Consider the following 19183-nt stretch of genomic DNA (forward strand, 5'->3'; position numbering starts at 1 on the left):
AAGCCAGCTTCCAACCCGTTACGCCTGACGACCTTAGCGAGTGGGAACCACCTGATCCCTTGCCGAACTCAGTAGTGAAACCACTCAGCGCCGATGATAGTGTGGGGCCTCCCCATGTGAAAGTAGGTCATCGTCAGGCACCTATACCCTACCCCGGTTCGCAAGAACCGGGGTATTTTTTTATCTATAAAAAATGCTTGGACTTGCTGTTATTCTAGTGCTGTCAATACTGCTCAAGAGGTTAAAATGATCAGACGTAACCCCAATGGCGATTCTCCCCAGATCCATCCCGGCGCCTACGTCGACAAGACTGCCATTATTTGCGGCAAGGTTATTATTGAAGACAATGTTTTTGTTGGTCCTTATGCGGTTATTCGTGCTGACGAAACCAATGAACAAGGCGATATGGATGCTATTGTCATCGGTGCCAATTCCAATATTCAGGATGGAGTGGTCATTCATTCCAAAGCTGGGGGTGCCGTTAATATTGGCGAATCGACGTCGATTGCCCACCGTTCGATCATTCATGGTCCCTGTAAGATCGGCAGTCGCGTTTTTATCGGTTTTAACAGTGTGGTTTTTAATTGCGAAATTGGCGACGGCTGCGCGGTTCGTCACAATGCCGTAGTCGATGGCTGTGATCTTCCCCCGGGCTTTTATGTGCCTTCTACCATGCAGTTGGGTCCTGAATCCAGCCTGGACGAGGTGCCCCGGGTTCAAGCCTCAGTATCCGAGTTTTCCGAATCGGTTGTGACTGCCAATATCGAACTGGTTAAAGGCTATAAGGCGCTCAGTAACGAGTTCTAGTCTTCTTTGCCTGCAAATAAAAATAAAGCCGCCCGTCACCGGGCGGCTTTTTTGTTTATCGAACTAGCTGGATTTTGCCTACGGCTTCACCTGAGTCGAGATAGGCATGGGCTTTGGCAATGTCGGTGAAGGAGAACTTCTTGTCTCCTATTAATGGAAGGAGCTTGTTTTCCTCGACCAACTGGGTCAAGGCAGCCAACTTGGCAGGTTCACTGGAAACGCCTAAACCGGTCAGCAATGGCTGGGCCCTGAAGACAACATGCAGGGTTAAGCCCTTGGCATGCATGAGAGTCAGATCATGGCTATTACGGGTATTGATGGAAATTACCTGTCCGCCGGGTCTGACTGCTTCAAAAGCGGTATCCAGTGATTTGCCACCCGCGGTATCAAATACGATCGCAAAACCTTCGTTACCAGTAATTCGCGGAACAAAATCGGCCGGTTCTTCCTCGCGATAATTAATCGTGGCATCGGCTCCTAGCTTGCGGGCAATTTCAGCCTTTTCTGCGGAAGAAACACTGGCAGCTACCTTGGCACCCTTGGCTTTGGCCAGTTGGACAGCTTGATGTCCGACACCGCCGGTTCCACCTTGGATGAGCACCCATTGATCCGGTTGGATATTGGCTCTTTCCACCAAAGCATCCCAAGCAGTCAGAAAGACGAGTGGCAGGACAGCAGCATCTTCCAGGGGTAGATTCTTGGGAGCCAGGCCCACCAGGCGGGCATCGGCCACCATAAAATCTGCCAGAGCACCCTGGCGACCCTTCAGGCCCCCCGCGCAGCCAATTACAGCGTCGCCTACTTGTAGATGAGTGACGCCTTCGCCCACCTGATCCACTAGACCACCCACATCCGCATTAAGGATAGCGGGTAGCTCAGGACCTGCGGGCACCAAACCTGCGCGTATTTTCAGCTCCAGTGGATTGACGCTGCTGGCCTGGACGCGAATGCGTACTTCCCCGGGGCCTGCTTGAGGTTCAGGCATTTCTGCTTCTTCAAAAACATCGTAATTGCCGTAATCTCTGATCACCATTGCACGCATAGTTGTTTTGCTCTTTTGTCTGGTTGCTTGTAGAGTCAGCGAAAACATCAACTGGCCCCTAATTATTCAATCATACTAGCAGGAAATTTACGTGTTCCTCACTATCATCAATATAGTTTTCCCTGTCTTTCTGATCATTGCCGCCGGGGCGGGTTATGCACGCTATTTCAAACCTGACTTGGGCTGGATCAATCGTATCAACATGGATGTTTTCATACCGGCCCTGATTTTTTCGGTACTCTCTGATAGTGATTTTGATCTGGCGGTTTACTGGAAGTTGGCGTTGGCAGCTCTGGTGGTCTCCCTGGGATCAGGGTTGCTTGTCTGGCCCTTTTTACGCTGGATGCGGGTCAGTGCCAAAACCTTTTTGCCACCGATGATGTTCAATAACACCGGCAATATGGGGATTCCTCTGCTGGTGTTGGCTTTTGGAGAGGCAGCCTTGCCAGCTGCAGTGACGCTTTTTATCACTGTGAACCTGCTGCATTTTACGTTGGGCATTTATATTCTCGACCACTCGGCCGGATTTTCCTCGTTACTGCGCAACCCCATTATTCTTGCTACCTTTGCCGGGCTTGTCTTTAGCCATTTTGACTGGACACTGGTTGCGGCCCTGGCCTTGCCAATCGAGATGCTCGGACAAATTTCCATCCCTCTGATGCTATTTGCTTTGGGGGTGAGGTTTCTGGATGTGGATTTGAAAGACTTGCGGCTGGGTATACTGGGAGCCTTGATTTGCCCGCTTTCCGGCCTGGTTATGGCTTATTTGATTGCCCCTTTGCTGGATTTGCCAGCCGAGCAGTGGGGGATGGTTCTGGTGTTTTCAGCTTTGCCGCCTGCAGTCCTGAATTTCATGCTGGCGGAAAAATATCATCAGGAACCCCAGAAGGTGGCCTCTATCGTCCTGGCGGGCAACTTTGCCAGTCTCGGTTTTGTGCCCGCCGCCCTCTGGTTGGCGCTTAACTAAAGGTTGTAGCGCTGCTTGGCATAGTGGTTTTCCTGTTCTTCCTGGAGCTGTTTGGCTTCCAGTGAGAGTTCGGCCGTGGGTCTGAGTAGCAAGCGCGGCAGGCCGATGGGGTCACCGGTTTCCTCGCAGTAACCGTAATCATCGTTGTCGATGCGTTCCAAAGCCTTGTCGATCTTGCTCAGGAGCTTGCTTTCCCGGTCAGCCTGACGCAGCAGGAGCGCCTTTTCTTCTTCCAGGCTGGCCTTGTCGGTCTCGTCACCTTGCTCCGGAGGAAGGCTGATGTCGCGACGTACACTGGCCAGATGCTCTTCCACCTCTTCACGTTCCTTGAGCAGTCGCTGACGAAAAAACTGCAGTTGCTGTGCATTCATATAATCGTCTGCCGGCATGGCCAGCAGTTCTTGTTCGGTCAGTTGTGGTTGCTCAGTGGACATGGCAAGTCTCCTCGGTCGCCCAAGTAAATTTCTGCCTTCACAGGAGTATAGACAGCAAGCAGCGTTTTACCTGTTAAAAACGGCTCACTTCATTGCGTTGAAAAATGATTTGAAAGTTGCGGATGATTTCCGGGCAGCCATGCAGGGAGCCGCAACCCCGGCCATCCTCGACACGTAATACATAGGTGCCAGGTGGCAGCTGGCGTTCTATCTTGAAATTGCGGCCGTCACCGCTGCTCCAGTCACGAGTGATGCTGGTGCCATCCTCTTGAAAGAGTACAGCATCCGGATAGACGGTATTGCTGCGATCAGGTGTTCTGCTTTCGAGCAGGATATTGGCTTCGCGTTCCAGAATAAAATAAAAGCGCAGGGGCTCGTTTTCGGGTAATTGGCCCTGGTAGTTGTCACCGGGGTGTAGCTCTATAAAAGAATCCGGTAAGGAGGCTGCTTGAGCGGCTGATATACCAAGCAACAAAAGACTAGCGAGCAAGTAACTTCTGAGCATTATTATAATCCCCGGTGCGGTGGCTATATCAGTGGCTGGTGCCTGTTAACCATTCTAGCAGTGAGACCGGCCAGGGCAGTAGCCAGATGAATACGAATAATAAGACCAGTCCAGCCAAGGATAGTTTACCGGCATCCCTGGCGTAGAGTTTAAAGGCGCTGCCAAAAGAACGTTTGATTCTGGCTCCCTCCAAGTCGACACTGTAGAGTTCATCCAGGAGTAGGTGCAAGATAAAGCCTAAAAAAAGAGCCAGCCCCTGCTGCCATAACAGCAGCTCATCGATCAGCAGCAAAGTCTGGCCCAGGGCTATCCAGCCCAGGCTCCAGAGTCCGGCGATCAAAAGGCTGTGACTTAAACCACGATGACGGGTGAACTTCTGAAAAAACCAGGCCAGCAGGTAGCGGGTGACTAACCAGGCGGCCAGGGCTGCAGCTAGTACTTCCCAGCCGGGCAGACTGGGCTGGTTGAAAAATAAAAAACTGGACTGAGGTTCTGGATGTACCAGACTGATGGCCAGGAGTACGGCTAATAATCCCAAACTGGAAAATAGCCAGCGTACTGGCCGAGACTTATCCACATCCACGTCGGGTAAGAGAGTGCCAGCCAGGAAAAAAATGACTAGCTGAACTCCCGTGCTCAAGGGCAGCTGCTCAGCAACCACCAACCCAGTAGCCAGGCTGCTTCCAGCAACTGCGGCTACGCCTAGATGTGTTGCAAAATTGGCCATAAAAAGCTTCCATAAAATCAATCAATTTCAAAAGCTTAACACCTTAACTGGATAAATGGACAGCTTTTTTGCCAGGGTGGCGGGTGTCGGTTTGTCATCAGGTGTTTATAATAGCGGCAAGAATTTTCGGCCAGGCTTTTGCCTGGAACTTTATTCAAGTCTATTGAGGCCAATGAATGATTATTAAGCCTAAATACCGCGGTTTTATTTGTACAACGACTCACCCCACTGGTTGCTACAAAAACGTGGAAGAGCAAATTGCAGTCACTCAATTGCAAGGTGTTAAAGAAAACGGTCCCAAGAAGGTGCTGGTTATCGGTGCCTCCAGTGGCTACGGTTTGGCGGCGCGCATCACGGCTGCTTTTGGTTATCAGGCCGCTACCCTGGGGGTGTTCTTTGAAAAGCCAGCCAAAGAGCGCAAGCCTGGCACGGCGGGTTGGTATAATTCCTGGGCATTTGAAAGTGAAGCCAAGAAAGCCGGCCTTTATGCCAAATCCATCAATGGCGATGCCTTTTCTCACGAAGTAAGAGCCCAGGCTATAGAGACTATCAAAGAAGATTTGGGTGAAGTGGATCTGGTTATCTACTCCCTGGCTTCTCCGGTTCGCAAGCTGCCCGACTCCGGTGAGGTGAAGCGTTCCTCCCTGAAGCCCATCGGCGAAACCTACAAGTCCACTGCCATCGATACCAACAAGGATGAAATCATCCATGCTGAGGTGGAGCCTGCCACCCAGGAAGAAATTGATGACACCATCCAGGTCATGGGTGGTGAAGATTGGGAGCTGTGGATCCAGGCGCTGGACGAAGCCGGTGTTCTGGCTCAGGGTGCCAAAACTACTGCCTTTAGTTACATCGGTACTGAAATCACCTGGCCTATCTATTGGCACGGTGCCCTGGGTAAAGCCAAGGAAGATTTGGATCGCGCGGCTAGCGAGCTAAATAACAAGCTGGGCGAGAAGTATTCCGGTTCGGCCCAGGTGGCGGTTCTCAAGTCAGTGGTTACCCAGGCCTCCGCCGCCATTCCGGTGATGCCTCTGTATATTGCCCTGGTCTACAAGGTGATGAAGGATCAGGGGCTGCACGAAGGCACCATCGAGCAGTTGAATCGCCTTTACCGCGAACAATTGTTCCGCGAAGATGGCCAGTCGATGGATCTCGATTCCGCGGGCCGTCTGCGTCTGGATGACTGGGAATTGCGTGATGATGTTCAGTCAGCCTGTAAAGAGCTCTGGGAAAAGGTGAATAACGACAACCTTTTTGAACTGACAGACTATGCCGGTTACAAGCATGAGTTCCTCAAGTTGTTCGGTTTTGATCGCGAGGATGTCGATTATGAGGCTGACGTCGACCCTCTGGTAGATTTTGAGCCTATCAATGTCTGATTAAAATCCAGGCGTTAAAAAGGGGAGCCCTGGCTCCCCTTTTTTAGTGGCGAAGGAATCAGATTTTGAAATAGCGCACTGATTTATTCAGCTCCTCGGCTATCTCACGCATGGATTTGGCTGCAGAGCTGGCCTGGGTCGCAGCCGCAGCGGTTTCCACGGTCATGCTGGCAATATTCTCGACCTGTTGCGCGACATCCTGGCTGACCGAAGTTTGTTCTTCCAGCGCCGTGGAGGTCTGGTTGATGACGTCGGCCGTGGAGATAGCACCGTTACGTATTTCTTCGATCACCAGTCCGGCTTCTTCAGCTTTCTGAGAGCCCTGGCTAACCACCTTGACGGTGCGTTGCATGGAGCCAACAGCCTCTTCAATTTCCGACTGGATGCCACCAACCATGGAGGAGATTTCATCAGTTGCTTCACTGGATCTTTGTGCCAGCTGCCGCACTTCATCTGCGACAACAGCGAAACCCCGGCCGTGCTCACCGGCTCGGGCAGATTCAATGGCCGCATTGAGGGCCAGAAGGTTGGTCTGTTCGGCGATTGCCTGAATCTGGTCAACAATCAATGAAATTTTGGTGGAGCGTTCACTCAGTTCATGCAATTGGTTAGCTGTTGCCGTGGACTGCTCGGCAATACTCTTCATGCTGCTGACGGTCGATTGAATGACGTGGCTGCCGGTATCACTGCTGATTTTGGCATTTTCAGAGTAATCATAGGCCTGGCGGGCACTTTCAGAGACGTGACCAATACTGACAGTTAACTCTTCGATGGCAGCCGAGATTTGATCACTGGCTTGCGATTGTTCCTCGGTCGCCTGGCTGATGGAGTCCGAGCTTTCCGCAACCTGGCTACTGGAAGTGGCTAGTTGTTCAGACTGTGTCTGCAGATTACCCACCAGTTTACGCAGTTGGTTGCGCATCCGCGCAAAGCTTTTCAGGACCCGGCTGATTTCATCCCGGCCAGTGGCTTCCACAGCTTCGCTTAGGTCCCCTTGTCCGACCTGCTCTGCTACCTCAATCACTTCATTCAAGCGGTTGGCAATGCTGCGCACGACCGGTAAAGCCAGCAAGACAATCATGGCCAGGATGGCTGCAACGGCCAAAAGAGTAATAAGTTGCAGCTGATCCAGCTTTTTGGCGGCTCTTTCTGTGCGTCGGTAAAAGCTGTCTGACACTTCAACTTCGATGGTGTCGGCCTGATTCAGTAGTGAACGCAGGGAGGTAAATGCAGTTTCCGGTAGCTCACGGCTTTCCCCGGCCTGAGCTGCAGCAATTACAGGCTGATAATAGTCTTGTTCATGCTGGATAAAGCTGTCTTCCAACTGCTGGAGAGCGCTCAGCCTTTCTTGATTGTCTTCACTGGTTTGCTCCCTGGCTACGTCCAGCTCGCTCAAAAGCAGATCATGCATTTCGTTGTAGTATTCCAGCGCCCGGTTGCGGTTATTCTGGGCAAAGGTCTGTACGCTGGAGTCCATGCCATTAATCGCAGTGGTAATGTCGCCCAGGGCTTCAAGAATACTGCCCGTTCGGCTGGCATTGTCCAGGGTTTCTTCCAGTGAGTTTTTCTCGTAAACAATAATAGCAGTCATGCTCAAGACAAGAATGAAGATGACGGCAAAGACAAAACTCAGGCGTCCTTTAATACTGGATAAAAAGGCCGGCATGATGTCCTCCAGGGAAGTGTTTATCTGATTTTGTTTATATAGATGCAAGCGTCGATAGACGAACAAGGACTTTGCCTGTCCATCCAAAAAAGCTGGTGAAAAGCTTCCTTCTAGGAAACCTCTGATTAACTATTGCGCTGTGACCCACATGGATGTGGGAAGTGCAGTGATTCACCTGGAGTGAATTCTGCCTTATGCTGCGTTGAAATTGGCCTCAAAATGCTCATTTACTACTTGTAAACTCCGCTTTTTCGTTCAATTTCGCTGGCGACCTACACGGATGTAGGAAGTGCTGGAATTCATCAGGAATAAATTCAGCCCTAACCTGCGCTCATCACGTTAATCAGAGGCTTCCTCGCTGACGATCAAAGCGGCTATCCACCAAACTGGCTGGCATCCGGGATAGGCTGATCAGCCATGGAGTCAGAAGCTTCTTAAGTTGTTTGCTACCTGCAACATTATTAAAAGCTTAGTCGGTTATTAGAAAAAATAAAGGTCTAAAATTAAATAGCGTGTAACTATTTAATGACGTTGGATTGGTTAATAAACTGTTGATGATTATAAAGATGTTATTGCCGTTTCCGGCGCGGGATAAAGAGGGGCATCCAGCGTTAAATGAGTACTGCTTGGAAAGGCAATGCAAGGCAGGATCTGTCCCGCTTCTATTGCCTCGGCCGTCAGTGCATGAGGTTGGCGTTGCCGATAGTCCACTTTGCCCTGGGTCAGGTAGCAAGCGCAGACACCGCAAACACCATTGCGGCAGGATTCTCGCCAGGTGACTCCGGCATCCTGAAGTGCATCAAGCAGAGGTTTTTCGCAGGAGGCAGGCAACACCTGCCCCTGTACATCGATTTGGCTGGACACTAGTGAGCCTCTTCCCAGTTGTCGCCACTGGCTGCTTCCACGATGAGAGGAACCTCCAGACTGGCGGCTTCTTCCATACAGGGTTTGATGCCCGCGATCAGCTTTTCGACCTGATCTTCCCTGACTTCAAACACCAGTTCATCGTGCACCTGCATGATAATGGCGGCATCCAGGCCGGATTCATCCAGCCAGGAGCTTACCTTAAGCATGGCGGCTTTCATGATATCGGCAGCGGTTCCCTGCATAGGGGCGTTGATGGCTGTCCTTTCTGCACCCTGGCGTTGATTGTAGTTACGCGAGTTGATCTCGGGGAGATAAAGGCGACGACCGAAGAGGGTTTCCACATAACCTTTTTCCGCAGCAGTCTCGCGGGTTGTGTCCATGTAGCGTAGTACGCCGGGATAACGATCGAAATAACGGTCGATATAGGTTTGTGCCTGACCGCGCTCCAGATGCAGTTGACGGGCCAGGCCAAAGGCACTCATGCCATAAATCAGTCCGAAGTTGATCGCCTTGGCACTGCGACGCTGATCCGGGGTGATCCTGTCGGGTGGGGTACCAAAAACTTCTGCTGCTGTGGCCAGGTGAATATCCTGATCTTCGGCAAAGGCCTTGAGCAATCCCTGGTCACCCGATAGGTGAGCCATGATGCGTAGTTCAATTTGAGAATAATCGGCTGCCACCAGCTTGTAGCCAGGTTCGGCAATAAAGGCCTGACGGATGCGTCGTCCCTGCTCGGAACGTATGGGGATGTTCTGCAGGTTGGGGTCGGAACTGGAGAGGCGACCGGTGGCGGTAACCGCTTGGTGATAGCTGGTATGTACCCGACCGGTGTGTGAGTTAACCAGTTGCGGCAACTTATCGGTGTAGGTGTTTTTCAGCTTGGATAGCCCGCGATGCTGCATGATGATCTTGGGTAGAGGGTAATCCAGTGCCAGTTCTTCCAGCACAGCTTCGGCAGTGGAAGGCGCTCCCTTGGGGGTCTTCTTTTTGACCGGCAACTGTTGTTCCTGAAACAGGATTTCGGCCAGCTGCTTGGGCGATCCCAGATTGAAACTGCGTCCGGCCAAGCTATAGGCCTCTTCTTCAAGCTCCAGAATGCGCTGAGCCATTTCCTGGGAATGCTGCTGGAGGTGAGGGACATCAATCTTGACGCCCTTGCGCTCTATCTTGGACAGGAGCGGCACCAGAGGTAGCTCCAGTTTCTCCAATACCTCCTGCAGACGACCTTCTTCACGAACCTGCGGAGCCAGCGTCTGGTGGAGTCGCAGGGTGATGTCGGCATCCTCTGCAGCGTAGGGACCCGCCTTGTCGATTTCTATCTGGTTGAAGGTCAGTTGTTTTTTACCCTTGCCGGCCAGGTCTTCAAAAGTGATGGTCTGGTGGCCTAGGTATTTAAGGGCCAGCGAATCCATATCATGGCGGGTCGCCGTGGAATTGAGCACATAGGACTCCAGCAGGGTATCGGCAGCAATGCCTTGAAGCTGGATGTCATAACGGGCCAGAACGCTTAGGTCGTATTTAAGATTCTGGCCGATTTTTCCCTTTGCAGGGTCTTCCAGCAGGGGTTTGATAGCCGCCAGAACTTGATCTCGATCCAACTGGTCGGGGGCACCAGGGTAGTCGTGTGCCAAGGGTAGGTAGGCCGCTTCACCGGGTTCAATTGCAAAGGAAAGTCCCACCAGCTCAGCCTCCATATAGTTCAGGCTGGTGGTTTCGGTATCCACGGCAAAGACGTCAGCCTTTTGCAGTTTGTCCAGCCAGGTCTTCCAAGCCGCCTCGGTGGTGATGATCTCGTAGTGACTGGTATCGATTGCCGTCTGCTGCTCACTGGCAGGTGCTTCATCGCTAGTATCTAACTGCTTGAGCAGACTGTTGAATTCCAGGCGAGTATAGAGTTCGCGTAGCTGCTGGTTATCCGCCTCTCCGGGTTGCAGTTGATCGTAACGCAACTCCAGATCGCAATCCGTCTTGATGGTGGCCAACTGGTAGGAGAGGTAGGCCTGCTCCTTGTGTTCTTCAAGTTTCTTGGGCGTTGACTTGGCGCCGCGAAAACCCAGTTCGGGAATGGCACCCAGGTGGGCATAAAGCTCATCCAACCCGCCAATGCCCTGAAGGAGGGCCTGGGCGGTTTTTTCACCGATACCCGGAACCCCTGGGATGTTGTCCGACTTGTCGCCCATCAGGGCCAAAAAATCGATAATCAGCTCAGGGCCAATCCCGAATTTCTTTTTCACACCTTCTACATCCAGTTGGCTGCCGGTCATGGTGTTGACCAGGGTGACATAAGGGCAAACCAGCTGCGCCATGTCCTTGTCCCCGGTGGAGATGATGACTTCTTGGCCTTCATCGGCAGCCTTGCGTGCCAGAGTGCCGATGACATCATCCGCTTCCACCCCCTCGACAGCCAGGAGCGGCAGGCCTAAAGCCCGGACACAGGCATGCAGAGGCTCGATTTGCTGGCGCAGATCATCCGGCATGGGGGGGCGGTGGGATTTGTATTCGGCAAAGAGTTCGTCACGAAAAGTTGGGCCCTTGGCATCAAAAACAATACCGATCGGGCTGTCCGGATAGCTGTTCATCAGGCTGCGGATCATGTTCAACACCCCCTTGATGGCACCCGTAGGTTGTCCGCTGGATGTCATCAAAGGCGGCAGGGCATGGTAGGCGCGATAGAGATAAGAGGAGGCGTCGACCAGGAGCAGGGGTTTTGCAGCGGTGTCAGTCATTCACAGTATCCGAAATCTAGGGGTCAGAGAGTCTTTTGAGTTACAATCAAAACATTAACTCTAGGATACCAAAGGAGAGCTGGCGTGATGCAAAAAATAATCGCGGCTGGCGTTGCCCTGATCGCCACCGGTTTGCTGGCAGCCAGTCTCTGGGCCAATGACCCGGTGGATTCGGAAATTGTGATTCGTGAAAGCGAAGACAAGGTGATCGAAGAATTTTGGGTTGCAGGAAAGCTCAAGGCGATCAAGGTTACACCGCGTCGCGGTGAACCCTATTTTCTGGTGGATCCGGATGGTCTGGATCTGGATGATCAGGAGCGAGGCAGCATGCGTCTGCCCAGTTGGAAGATATTTCAGTGGTAAAGAAAAGAAAGAAATCACGCCGTCTCAAAGGCATCATTATCAAATCCGGTTGGTGGCTGATGTCGCGTCTGCCACTGGCATGGATTCAGGGGCTGGCTGTTTTTCTGGGCAAGCTGGTGTGGCGCTTCTCCAAGCGTGAACGCCGGGTTAGCCAGATCAATATCGAGCTGTGTTTTCCCGACAAGACACCCTGGGAGAGAGACCAGCTGGCGCGGGGTTCTCTGATTGAAAGCGCCAAAACCATGCTGGAAATGGGCTATGTATGGATGGCACCCAAGGACATCGTTCTGGGCAAGGTCAAGCAGGTTCACGGCGGGGATTTGATTACCGCCTGCCAGGCCCGTCAGGAGCCGGTCATCATTCTGGGGCCGCATATCGGCCAGTGGGAAATGATCGGTCAGTGGTTTTCACGCGACTACCCTTTAACCTGCATGTATTCGCCACCACGAATTCATTCCTTGGACCCGGTGATCCGCAAGGGGCGCTGCCGCACCGGGGGTGGTCTGGTTCCTGCTGATGTGAAGGGAGTCGCCGGATTACTCAAAGCGCTCAAACGTGGGGAAATGGTGGGCATCCTGCCTGACCAGGAGCCGGATCACGGCCAGGGCGGGGTTTTTGCCCCTTTTTATGGGGTGCCTGCTTTAACCGCCACGCTTTTGCCCAAGCTGGTCAAGAAAACCGGAGCCAAGGTTTTTACGGCCCTGGCCAAGCGCTTGCCTCATGGCGAAGGCTATGAAATCCATATCCTGCCTGCCAATGACAAGGTCTACGCCGAGGATGAGGTGACTGCAGCCGAAGGCGTGAATGCCAGTGTCGAAGAAATCATTGCCTATGCGCCTTTGCAGTACCAGTGGTCCTACAAGCGTTTTCGCAAGCGCCCTGACGGTGAGCGCCACCCCTATATTTTCTGAGGTAGGCCAGCTCAGCCAATCAAAATCAGCTCTGGCTGCTGTCCTTGATAAAGGCGGCATAAAAGAAACCGTCCGTCGCCTCTTCGCTGGGTAGCAGTTGCCTGCCCCAGCGCGTCGTCTGCCCCCAACCGAGGTCATCCAAGGGTATTCTTTGCGCATCGGGATGCTGATAAGTGAAGGCATCCAGTGGCTGCTGGTTTTCTTCCGGCAGTAACGAGCAGGTAGCATAAACCAGACGGCCACCTTCTTTGACCAGTGGCCAGAGTTTTTCCAGGAGTTTTGTCTGTACTTGGGCCAGCTGGCGGATGTCGCTATCCCGGCGCAGCAACTTGATATCAGGATGTCGACGAATCACGCCGGTCGCTGAACAGGGGGCATCCAGAAGAATACGGTCAAAGGCTTGTCCGTCCCACCAGGCTTCAGGTTCGGAGGCATCGGCACAAACGACCTGGGCATCCAGTTGCAGGCGTTTGAGATTGTCATGAACCCGGGGCAGGCGTTTTTCTTCACTGTCCAGAGCCAGCAACTCAATATCCTGGGTTTCCAGCAAGTGGGTGGTCTTGCCTCCCGGAGCACAACAGGCATCCAGTACCCGTTGACCGGGTTGCAGATCCATCAACAGGGGTGTCAACTGAGCGGCTTCGTCCTGCACACTCAGCCAGCCCTTTTCAAAACCCGGCAGGTGAACCGGGTTGCAGGCTTCTTCCAGGCGGATTCCCCAAGGACTCCAGGCTGTAGCAGAAGCTGCCAGACCGGCATCATTCAAAACCTTCAGGTAGTCGTCTCTCGTGATCTTGCGCTGATTGATTCTGAGTACCAGTGGCGGTTGCTGGTTGTTGGCGGCACAGATGGCGTGCCATTGCGTCGGGTAGGCTTTTTTGATTTTTTTCAACAGCCAGGGTGGATGGGCCGTTGCCGGGCTTTCCTTGTTGTCGGCCAAAGCCCGCAATTCATCTTCTTCACGCTGGAAGCGGCGCAAGCAGGCATTCAGCAGTTTACTTGCCCAGGGCTTTTTCAATTTCTTGCTGGCTTCTACGCAGGTGTCGATGGCGGCATAGTCAGCCACCCTTTTTTCCTGCAGCTGGTAGAGGCCGACCATCAATAGAGCGAGAACATCAGTATCTCGAGCTTTGAGGGGTTTTTGCAGCAGCTTCTGGGTATAAAACTGCAGGCGTGGATAAAAGCGGCAAACACCAAAAGCCAGGGCCTGGGTCAGGGCGGCATCTTCACTGCTGAGTCCTTCCTGAGCTGGTGGTAAGGTGGCACTGAGAGAGGCTTCCTGTCTGAGCACCGGGACCAAAGCCTGAACACTGCTGAGCCTTGCGGCCAGGCCTTCACTCATGCGGATTCCTCGGGCAGCGGCAGGATTTGTCCGGCCTGAAAATAGTCGGGATGGCCATTGAGAAGATCACTGGCATTGAGTTGCTTGGCACCCGGCAGTTGCAGGCGGGTCAGCTGCAGGCAACCTTCGCCACAGGCAATGACCGGGCCTTCTTTCTCGATATCCAACAGGGTGCCCGGTTGGGCATTGTGCTCGATGTCCAGCGGGCGGGCTTTCCAGATGCGGATCTTGTCTTCGCTGCCATCGGGTTTGGGCAGCAGGCACCAGGCGACCGGCCAGGGGTTGAAACCGCGAACCTGCCAGTCCAGCTCTTTGGCGGACAGGGACCAATCCAGTTGTGCTTCCTCTTTGCTCAATTTGCGCGCATAGGTGGCTTCCTGATCATTTTGAGGCTCGGCCTTCAGGCTGCCTTTAACTAGCTGCGGCAAGGCCGTGATCAGGGCTTCGCCTCCCTGTTGAGCAAGCTTGTCATGCAGGCTGGCGCTGGTGTCTTCAGGTCCGATCAGGCAGTGAGTTTTATACAGCTGGTCTCCCGTATCCAGACCTGCATCCATCTGCATCAGGGTGACGCCGGTTGCCCTGTCTCCTGCCAGCAGCGCCCGCTGAATAGGAGCTGCACCCCGCCAGCGAGGCAGGAGGGAGGCGTGCACATTAATACAGCCCAGACGGGGTATATCCAGCACTGTCTGCGGCAGAAGCAGGCCGTAGGCGACGACGATCATCAAATCCGGTTGCAGGGCAGCCAGCTCTTCGCGGGCTTCCTGGCTTTTAAAGTTTTCCGGTTGATAGACGGGCAATTGATGCTGCTGGGCCAATTCTTTGACCGGACTGGGCTTGAGTTTTCTTCCGCGGCCAGCCGGGCGATCGGGCTGGGTATAGACGGCCACTACTTCCCATTCAGGGTTTTCGGCCTGAAGCAGTGCTTGCAGACTGGAGGCAGCAAAATCGGGTGTTCCGGCAAAAACGAGACGCATGAATAACCTTTAAGCTTTTTGGCGCTGCAGTTTAAGCAGCTTCTTTTTCACTCTTTCCTGCTTCATGCGGGAAAGGTAATCAACAAAAACGATGCCCTTGAGATGATCGCATTCGTGCTGGATGCAGTGAGCCAGCAGGCCGTCGGTTTCAAATTCCTGGGGCTTGCCATCACGATCCAGCGCCTTGACCTGGATGCGCACATAGCGTTCAACGTCAGCATAGTATTCGGGGACAGATAGACAGCCTTCCTGCATCATTTCTACACTGGCATCTACCGGGGTGAACTCCGGATTAATCAATACCAGAGGTTGATCCTTGTTCTCCGATACATCAATGACGATCAGCTGCTTGTGGTAATCCACCTGGGTTGCGGCAAGGCCGATACCTGGCGCGTCATACATGGTTTCAAACATGGAATCAATCTGCTGCTGCAGCTCCGGGGTGAAGTCTGCTTCAGTCAGAGGGGTTGCCCGGGTTCTCAGGCGAGGATCTGGATATTCCAGAATATTCAATAGACTCATTTCGGGTCTCTCGTCACTCAAATTAAACGGTTTGCCTCTTGCTCAGCCCTGGGCTTTCAGGCAAAGTGTAACTGAAAGTAATTGCATGGAGGCTTGGACACTTCCAAGACTCAAGAGTTTTGGTCTTATGGCAAGGGTAACCTTATGCTGACTGGCGTAGTACGTAATCTACTGGTTTCTTTGGTGTTGCTGGCATTTTCTGCCACGGCTCAGACTCTTAGTTTAAAGCCTGACGCGCCTGAACGCTATGAAGTTAAGCGTGGCGACTCCCTTTGGTCGATTGCTTCCCAATATCTGGATGATCCCTGGATGTGGCCACAACTCTGGCAGGCCAACCCCCAGGTCAATAATCCGCATCTTCTCTATCCCGGCGATATTATCCAGTTACTGGAAGGTGAAAACTTCCTGCGCCTGCAGCCTCGCCTGCGCATTATGACCCTGCAAGACCCTATTCCCATGATGCCGTTGAATCGGGTCGAAGCCTTCCTCAACCGGGATATTATGGTCGACCGCAATGAATTCGAGGATTCCCTTTATATTCAGACTATTGAAGAAGGCCGCACCCTGGGCAGTCAGGGCGACCTGATAAAAACCCTTGGTGATCTCAGTCCCAATGTCAGTCACTACGGGATTTACCGCAATCTTGAAGAAATTCGCGACCCCATCAGTCGTCGTCTACTTGGGCATCTAGCCCGCTCTGTTGGTTCAGCACGATTGGTACGTGATGGCGAAGGCTATGAAGCCACTATGGAAATTACTGCCACCCATGCAGAAATCCGCGTGGGTGACCGGTTGATGCCCTTTACCGCATCACCTTTTGGAGCCGGTTTCGACCCAGCGCCGCCCCAGGAACCGGTCAGTGGCTTGGTTATCCGCTCTCTGGAGCCCAATCAGACCCGCATCGGCCAGTACCAACCGCTGCTGCTCAATCAGGGTCGCAATCAACTGCGGCCCGGCCACCTGCTGCAGGTTATGGAGCCGGGCAAGCAGCGACGCGAGCCTTATGAAGGCTATAACATCTTTGCAGCGGAAAATCCGCGTGGAACCGTGATGGTTTACCGGGTCTTTGAAAACACCAGTCTGGCGCTGGTCATGAATTCCAACCAGCCGATCTATCCGGAAGATACCTTCAGGCAGGCCCCGGAACCCAACGCGACCCCCTAGGGCAAGCCTGGGGGCTTCATGGAAGGAGCGCCCTATGCCACTGACAAGCCATCCTGAAACCAGCCTGCTAGATCTCTGCTGCTGGCTGCTTCCCGGTCTGACCCCGCATCGCCTGCAAAAACTTCCCGCGCAAATGCTGGACAGCCCAGAAAAGTTGCTTCAGGCGGCCCAAAACCTTTCAGGTCTGCCCGTTAAAACCCGCGAACTCATTGACCTGGCACTGGTCGACCCCTGGAAGCTGCCTTTTGCCTCGCAACTGGAGGCGCATCTCAACTGGCTGGAGCATGAAAACCACTGGCTGGTACCTCTCAGGCAGCAACCTGAATTGCTGCGCCAACTCCCCGATCCACCAACACTGCTGCTGGTGCAAGGTGATCTTCGATTGCTTGAAGGCCCTAATCTGGCCTTTGTGGGTAGTCGCAGGCTGAGCCCTGAAGGTCGTTGGGTCGCGCAGGAATGGTCGAACCTTTTGGCTTGGCAGGGCTTGGGTATTGTCAGTGGGCTGGCCAGAGGTGTCGATGGCCAGGCTCATCAGGGTGCTCTTCAGGCCCAAAAAGAGGGAGCAAGCGGCAATACCCTGGCGGTTTTGGGGCAGGGGCTGGATGGCATCTACCCGCCCGAGCACGCCGGTCTGGCCGAGGAGATTCTGGCCTGGGGTGGGGCTTTGGTGAGTGAATACCCGCTGGGTACACCGCCACGAGGCCGCAATTTTCCGCGTCGTAATCGCATCATCACCGGCTTGTCGCTGGGCGTGTTGGTGGTGGAAGCTACCCTGAAGTCCGGTTCCCTGGTCAGTGCTCGCCTGGCTATGGAGCAAAATCGTGAAGTCATGGCTGTACCCGGGTCCATCCGGCGGCAACAGAGCCAGGGTTGCCATCAACTGATTCGTCAGGGTGCTGAATTGGTGACTTCACCTGAAGAGGTACTGTTGGCTATTCGTCAGCCGTTGCAAAATGCCCTGCCGCAGGACCTCTCGTCAGAGGTCGATCGACAACCCGCCCCGCATTTGCAGCCCCTCTATTGTTTATTGAGTGATGCACCCCTATCTCTAGATCAGTTGCTTGAATTCAGTGGCCTGAAGGCAGCAGAAGGCATGCTTCACTTACAAGAGCTGGAATTGGAAGGCTGGATTGAGCAACAACCGGGTGGCTGGTGTCGAAGTACTTGAGTCCTTGCCGGTAGCGGGGTAATCTGCCCCACCTTGCCAGCCAAGTTGTTGGCAAGCTTTTCCCTGACTTCAGGATTATTGAGTGAATTGAAATGAGCGAACAACCTGTTGATCCTCAAGCTGTTGCCGAAGCAGCAGCGGTATTGCGCCAGGGAGGAGTGGTGGCCTATCCAACGGAGGCCGTTTGGGGACTGGGATGCGACCCTTTTAATAGCAGGGCGGTTCAACGCCTTTTGCTACTCAAACAAAGAGACCCTGCCAAGGGAGTCATTCTCATCGGTTCCTCCCTGCAGCAATTCAAGCCTTGGTTGATCGGCTTGGAGGCAGAGCAGCTGGCCCGTCTGGAAGCCAGTTGGCCGGGGCCCTACACCTGGCTGGTCAAGGATAACGGCCATACCCCGGAGATTATTCGTGGCAAGCATCCCAAGGTGGCGTTGCGAGTGACGGATCACCCCTGGGTGGTTGCTCTTTGCGAGACCTTTGGTGGTCCGCTAGTCTCCACCTCGGCCAATCTGGCGGGGGAACCGACTTTGACGACCTTTGCTGCCATCGAGGAAGCCTTTGGCGATGAAGTCGATTATATTCTGGATGGCCCCCTGGGCGGTCTGGAAGCACCCAGTCGCATCAGTGATCTGGAAACCGGTGAGGTTTTAAGGCCGTGAACGTCTGAAATTGTGAGGAGAAATTTGTGTCCCGGGTCGATATCGAAGCCGTAAAAAGCTATCTGCTGCAACTCCAGGATCGTATCTGCCAGGCTCTGGAAGAAGAGGATGGTCAGTCTTTTGTGGAAGACAGCTGGGAGCGACCAGCCGGGGGCGGAGGACGAACCCGGGTTCTGGAAGAAGGGACACTGATTGAAAAAGGCGGGGTTAACTTTTCCCATGTTCAGGGTGATCAACTGCCTGCCTCGGCCACTGCCTCGCGTCCCGAGTTAACTGGTCGTAGCTTTCAGGCCATGGGCGTGTCTCTGGTTATTCATCCTCGCAACCCTTATGTGCCGACCTCGCATGCCAATGTGCGCTTTTTTGTCGCCGAAAAACCGGGTGAAGAACCTGTTTGGTGGTTTGGTGGTGGCTACGACCTGACGCCCTACTACCCTTTTATGGAAGATGTGATTCACTGGCACCAGACTGCCCGTTCTGCCTGTGAAGCCTTTGGGCCGGAGGTTTATCCGCGCTACAAGGACTGGTGTGATGAGTACTTTTACCTGAAGCACCGGGATGAACCCCGAGGAGTGGGCGGCCTTTTTTTTGATGATCTTAACGAGCCTGATTTTGCTACCTGCTTCCAGTTTATGCAGGCGGTAGGAGATAGCTATCTGCCTGCCTATCTCCCCCTGGTGAGAAAACGTCGTGAGCATACCTACGGCGAGGGCGAGCGTGAATTCCAGGCCTATCGTCGCGGCCGCTATGTCGAATTCAACCTGGTTTGGGATAGAGGCACCCTCTTTGGTTTGCAAAGCGGTGGTCGTACCGAATCCATCCTCATGTCCTTGCCGCCCCAGGTACGTTGGGGCTACGACTGGAAACCCGAAGCCGGATCGCGTGAAGAAGAGCTCTACCGGGATTTCCTCAAGCCCAGAGACTGGCTGGGCGAAGCCGGTTTGTAAGCCCGAA

Annotated in this window: 19 protein-coding genes and 1 rRNA gene; 10 read left to right on the forward strand and 10 right to left on the reverse strand. The window is 53.5% G+C overall.

All coding sequences use genetic code 11. The features are described from left to right. Positions 1-23: 23 nt before the first annotated feature. Positions 24-139, forward strand: a 5S ribosomal RNA gene (gene rrf / locus DFK18_RS04820). Between the two features lie 107 nt (positions 140-246). Beyond that, positions 247-807, forward strand: coding sequence for a gamma carbonic anhydrase family protein (locus tag DFK18_RS04825; RefSeq protein ID WP_114417094.1), 561 nt, complete (start codon positions 247-249; stop codon positions 805-807). Positions 808-862: 55 nt separating this feature from the next. On the opposite strand, the gene DFK18_RS04830 is transcribed toward DFK18_RS04825, so the two are convergent. After that, the gene (locus DFK18_RS04830) at positions 863-1849 is read right to left on the reverse strand and encodes a zinc-dependent alcohol dehydrogenase family protein (RefSeq protein ID WP_114417095.1); all 987 of its coding nucleotides are present in this window, start codon (positions 1847-1849) and stop codon (positions 863-865) included. A gap of 91 nt (positions 1850-1940) precedes the next feature. Here DFK18_RS04830 and DFK18_RS04835 point away from each other — a divergent pair, with 91 nt between their 5' ends. Further along, entirely contained in the window at positions 1941-2816 is an 876-nt protein-coding gene (locus DFK18_RS04835; protein WP_114417096.1) for an AEC family transporter, read from the forward strand. Here the strand turns inward: DFK18_RS04835 and dksA are convergent. The 3 genes from dksA to DFK18_RS04850 form a co-directional block, all read right to left on the reverse strand. Beyond that, entirely contained in the window at positions 2813-3250 is a 438-nt protein-coding gene (gene dksA / locus DFK18_RS04840) for an RNA polymerase-binding protein DksA (RefSeq protein WP_114417097.1), read from the reverse strand. The genes DFK18_RS04835 and dksA overlap by 4 nt on opposite strands. A 73-nt stretch (positions 3251-3323) precedes the next feature. Continuing rightward, positions 3324-3755: a hypothetical protein gene (locus tag DFK18_RS04845; protein WP_114417098.1), complete on the reverse strand. Its 432-nt coding sequence runs from the start codon at positions 3753-3755 to the stop codon at positions 3324-3326. Positions 3756-3783: 28 nt separating this feature from the next. Beyond that, positions 3784-4482 carry a metal-dependent hydrolase gene (locus tag DFK18_RS04850; protein ID WP_114417099.1) on the reverse strand — a complete coding sequence of 233 codons (699 nt, stop codon included), beginning with the start codon at positions 4480-4482 and terminating at the stop codon, positions 3784-3786. Between the two features lie 176 nt (positions 4483-4658). On the opposite strand from DFK18_RS04850, the gene fabV reads away from it, so the two are divergent. After that, complete coding sequence (gene fabV / locus DFK18_RS04855; protein ID WP_114417100.1) at positions 4659-5864, forward strand: enoyl-ACP reductase FabV; 1206 nt, start codon at positions 4659-4661, stop codon at positions 5862-5864. A gap of 58 nt (positions 5865-5922) precedes the next feature. Here the strand turns inward: fabV and DFK18_RS04860 are convergent, their stop codons facing one another. The 3 genes from DFK18_RS04860 to polA all read right to left on the reverse strand — a co-directional run bounded on the left by DFK18_RS04860 (position 5923) and on the right by polA (position 11123). Then, positions 5923-7530, reverse strand: coding sequence for a methyl-accepting chemotaxis protein (locus DFK18_RS04860; protein WP_114417101.1), 1608 nt, complete (start codon positions 7528-7530; stop codon positions 5923-5925). Between the two features lie 558 nt (positions 7531-8088). After that, positions 8089-8394 carry a 2Fe-2S iron-sulfur cluster-binding protein gene (locus tag DFK18_RS04865; protein ID WP_162299697.1) on the reverse strand — a complete coding sequence of 102 codons (306 nt, stop codon included), beginning with the start codon at positions 8392-8394 and terminating at the stop codon, positions 8089-8091. Further along, on the reverse strand, positions 8394-11123 hold the full coding sequence (polA, locus tag DFK18_RS04870; protein WP_114417103.1) for a DNA polymerase I: 2730 nt from the start codon (positions 11121-11123) through the stop codon (positions 8394-8396). The genes DFK18_RS04865 and polA overlap by 1 nt, the downstream gene beginning before the upstream one ends. A gap of 87 nt (positions 11124-11210) precedes the next feature. On the opposite strand from polA, the gene DFK18_RS04875 reads away from it, so the two are divergent. Both DFK18_RS04875 and DFK18_RS04880 read left to right on the forward strand, forming a co-directional pair. Further along, positions 11211-11486: a DUF2782 domain-containing protein gene (locus DFK18_RS04875; protein WP_114417104.1), complete on the forward strand. Its 276-nt coding sequence runs from the start codon at positions 11211-11213 to the stop codon at positions 11484-11486. Beyond that, positions 11480-12397, forward strand: coding sequence for a lysophospholipid acyltransferase family protein (locus DFK18_RS04880; protein ID WP_245944335.1), 918 nt, complete (start codon positions 11480-11482; stop codon positions 12395-12397). The genes DFK18_RS04875 and DFK18_RS04880 overlap by 7 nt, the downstream gene beginning before the upstream one ends. Before the next feature lie 25 nt (positions 12398-12422). Here DFK18_RS04880 and rsmB read toward each other — a convergent pair whose 3' ends face one another. The 3 genes from rsmB to def are packed head-to-tail and all read right to left on the reverse strand — an operon-like array spanning position 12423 to position 15235. After that, positions 12423-13739, reverse strand: coding sequence for a 16S rRNA (cytosine(967)-C(5))-methyltransferase RsmB (gene rsmB / locus DFK18_RS04885; RefSeq protein WP_218563903.1), 1317 nt, complete (start codon positions 13737-13739; stop codon positions 12423-12425). After that, complete coding sequence (fmt, locus tag DFK18_RS04890; RefSeq protein WP_114417105.1) at positions 13736-14713, reverse strand: methionyl-tRNA formyltransferase; 978 nt, start codon at positions 14711-14713, stop codon at positions 13736-13738. The genes rsmB and fmt overlap by 4 nt, the downstream gene beginning before the upstream one ends. Positions 14714-14722: 9 nt before the next feature. Next, the gene (gene def / locus DFK18_RS04895) at positions 14723-15235 is read right to left on the reverse strand and encodes a peptide deformylase (RefSeq protein WP_114417106.1); all 513 of its coding nucleotides are present in this window, start codon (positions 15233-15235) and stop codon (positions 14723-14725) included. Positions 15236-15379: 144 nt separating this feature from the next. Between def and DFK18_RS04900 the strand changes: the two genes are divergently transcribed. From DFK18_RS04900 to hemF, 4 genes are all read left to right on the forward strand, one after another. Then, positions 15380-16399: a LysM peptidoglycan-binding domain-containing protein gene (locus tag DFK18_RS04900; RefSeq protein ID WP_114417107.1), complete on the forward strand. Its 1020-nt coding sequence runs from the start codon at positions 15380-15382 to the stop codon at positions 16397-16399. A gap of 34 nt (positions 16400-16433) precedes the next feature. Next, positions 16434-17567, forward strand: coding sequence for a DNA-processing protein DprA (gene dprA, locus DFK18_RS04905; RefSeq protein ID WP_218563904.1), 1134 nt, complete (start codon positions 16434-16436; stop codon positions 17565-17567). A 92-nt stretch (positions 17568-17659) separates the two neighbouring features. Beyond that, positions 17660-18229 carry an L-threonylcarbamoyladenylate synthase type 1 TsaC gene (tsaC, locus tag DFK18_RS04910; protein WP_114417108.1) on the forward strand — a complete coding sequence of 190 codons (570 nt, stop codon included), beginning with the start codon at positions 17660-17662 and terminating at the stop codon, positions 18227-18229. 26 nt (positions 18230-18255) lie between these two features. Further along, positions 18256-19176, forward strand: coding sequence for an oxygen-dependent coproporphyrinogen oxidase (gene hemF / locus DFK18_RS04915; RefSeq protein WP_114417109.1), 921 nt, complete (start codon positions 18256-18258; stop codon positions 19174-19176). Positions 19177-19183: the final 7 nt, after the last annotated feature.

The sequence above is a fragment of the Marinospirillum perlucidum genome (assembly GCF_003336805.1).
In the GTDB taxonomy this organism is placed as follows: domain Bacteria; phylum Pseudomonadota; class Gammaproteobacteria; order Pseudomonadales; family Halomonadaceae; genus Marinospirillum; species Marinospirillum perlucidum.

Bases quoted from the DNA above. Each gene is read 5' to 3' on its own strand.
- DFK18_RS04825 (WP_114417094.1), top strand. From the start codon at position 247: ATGATCAGACGTAACCCCAATGGCGATTCTCCCCAGATCCATCCCGGC.
- DFK18_RS04830 (WP_114417095.1), bottom strand. From the start codon at position 1,849: ATGCGTGCAATGGTGATCAGAGATTACGGCAATTACGATGTTTTTGAA.
- dksA (WP_114417097.1), bottom strand. From the start codon at position 3,250: ATGTCCACTGAGCAACCACAACTGACCGAACAAGAACTGCTGGCCATG.
- DFK18_RS04845 (WP_114417098.1), bottom strand. From the start codon at position 3,755: ATGCTCAGAAGTTACTTGCTCGCTAGTCTTTTGTTGCTTGGTATATCA.
- DFK18_RS04850 (WP_114417099.1), bottom strand. From the start codon at position 4,482: ATGGCCAATTTTGCAACACATCTAGGCGTAGCCGCAGTTGCTGGAAGC.
- fabV (WP_114417100.1), top strand. From the start codon at position 4,659: ATGATTATTAAGCCTAAATACCGCGGTTTTATTTGTACAACGACTCAC.
- DFK18_RS04860 (WP_114417101.1), bottom strand. From the start codon at position 7,530: ATGCCGGCCTTTTTATCCAGTATTAAAGGACGCCTGAGTTTTGTCTTT.
- polA (WP_114417103.1), bottom strand. From the start codon at position 11,123: ATGACTGACACCGCTGCAAAACCCCTGCTCCTGGTCGACGCCTCCTCT.
- DFK18_RS04875 (WP_114417104.1), top strand. From the start codon at position 11,211: ATGCAAAAAATAATCGCGGCTGGCGTTGCCCTGATCGCCACCGGTTTG.
- rsmB (WP_218563903.1), bottom strand. From the start codon at position 13,739: ATGAGTGAAGGCCTGGCCGCAAGGCTCAGCAGTGTTCAGGCTTTGGTC.
- fmt (WP_114417105.1), bottom strand. From the start codon at position 14,713: ATGCGTCTCGTTTTTGCCGGAACACCCGATTTTGCTGCCTCCAGTCTG.
- def (WP_114417106.1), bottom strand. From the start codon at position 15,235: ATGAGTCTATTGAATATTCTGGAATATCCAGATCCTCGCCTGAGAACC.
- DFK18_RS04900 (WP_114417107.1), top strand. From the start codon at position 15,380: ATGCTGACTGGCGTAGTACGTAATCTACTGGTTTCTTTGGTGTTGCTG.
- dprA (WP_218563904.1), top strand. From the start codon at position 16,434: ATGCCACTGACAAGCCATCCTGAAACCAGCCTGCTAGATCTCTGCTGC.
- tsaC (WP_114417108.1), top strand. From the start codon at position 17,660: ATGAGCGAACAACCTGTTGATCCTCAAGCTGTTGCCGAAGCAGCAGCG.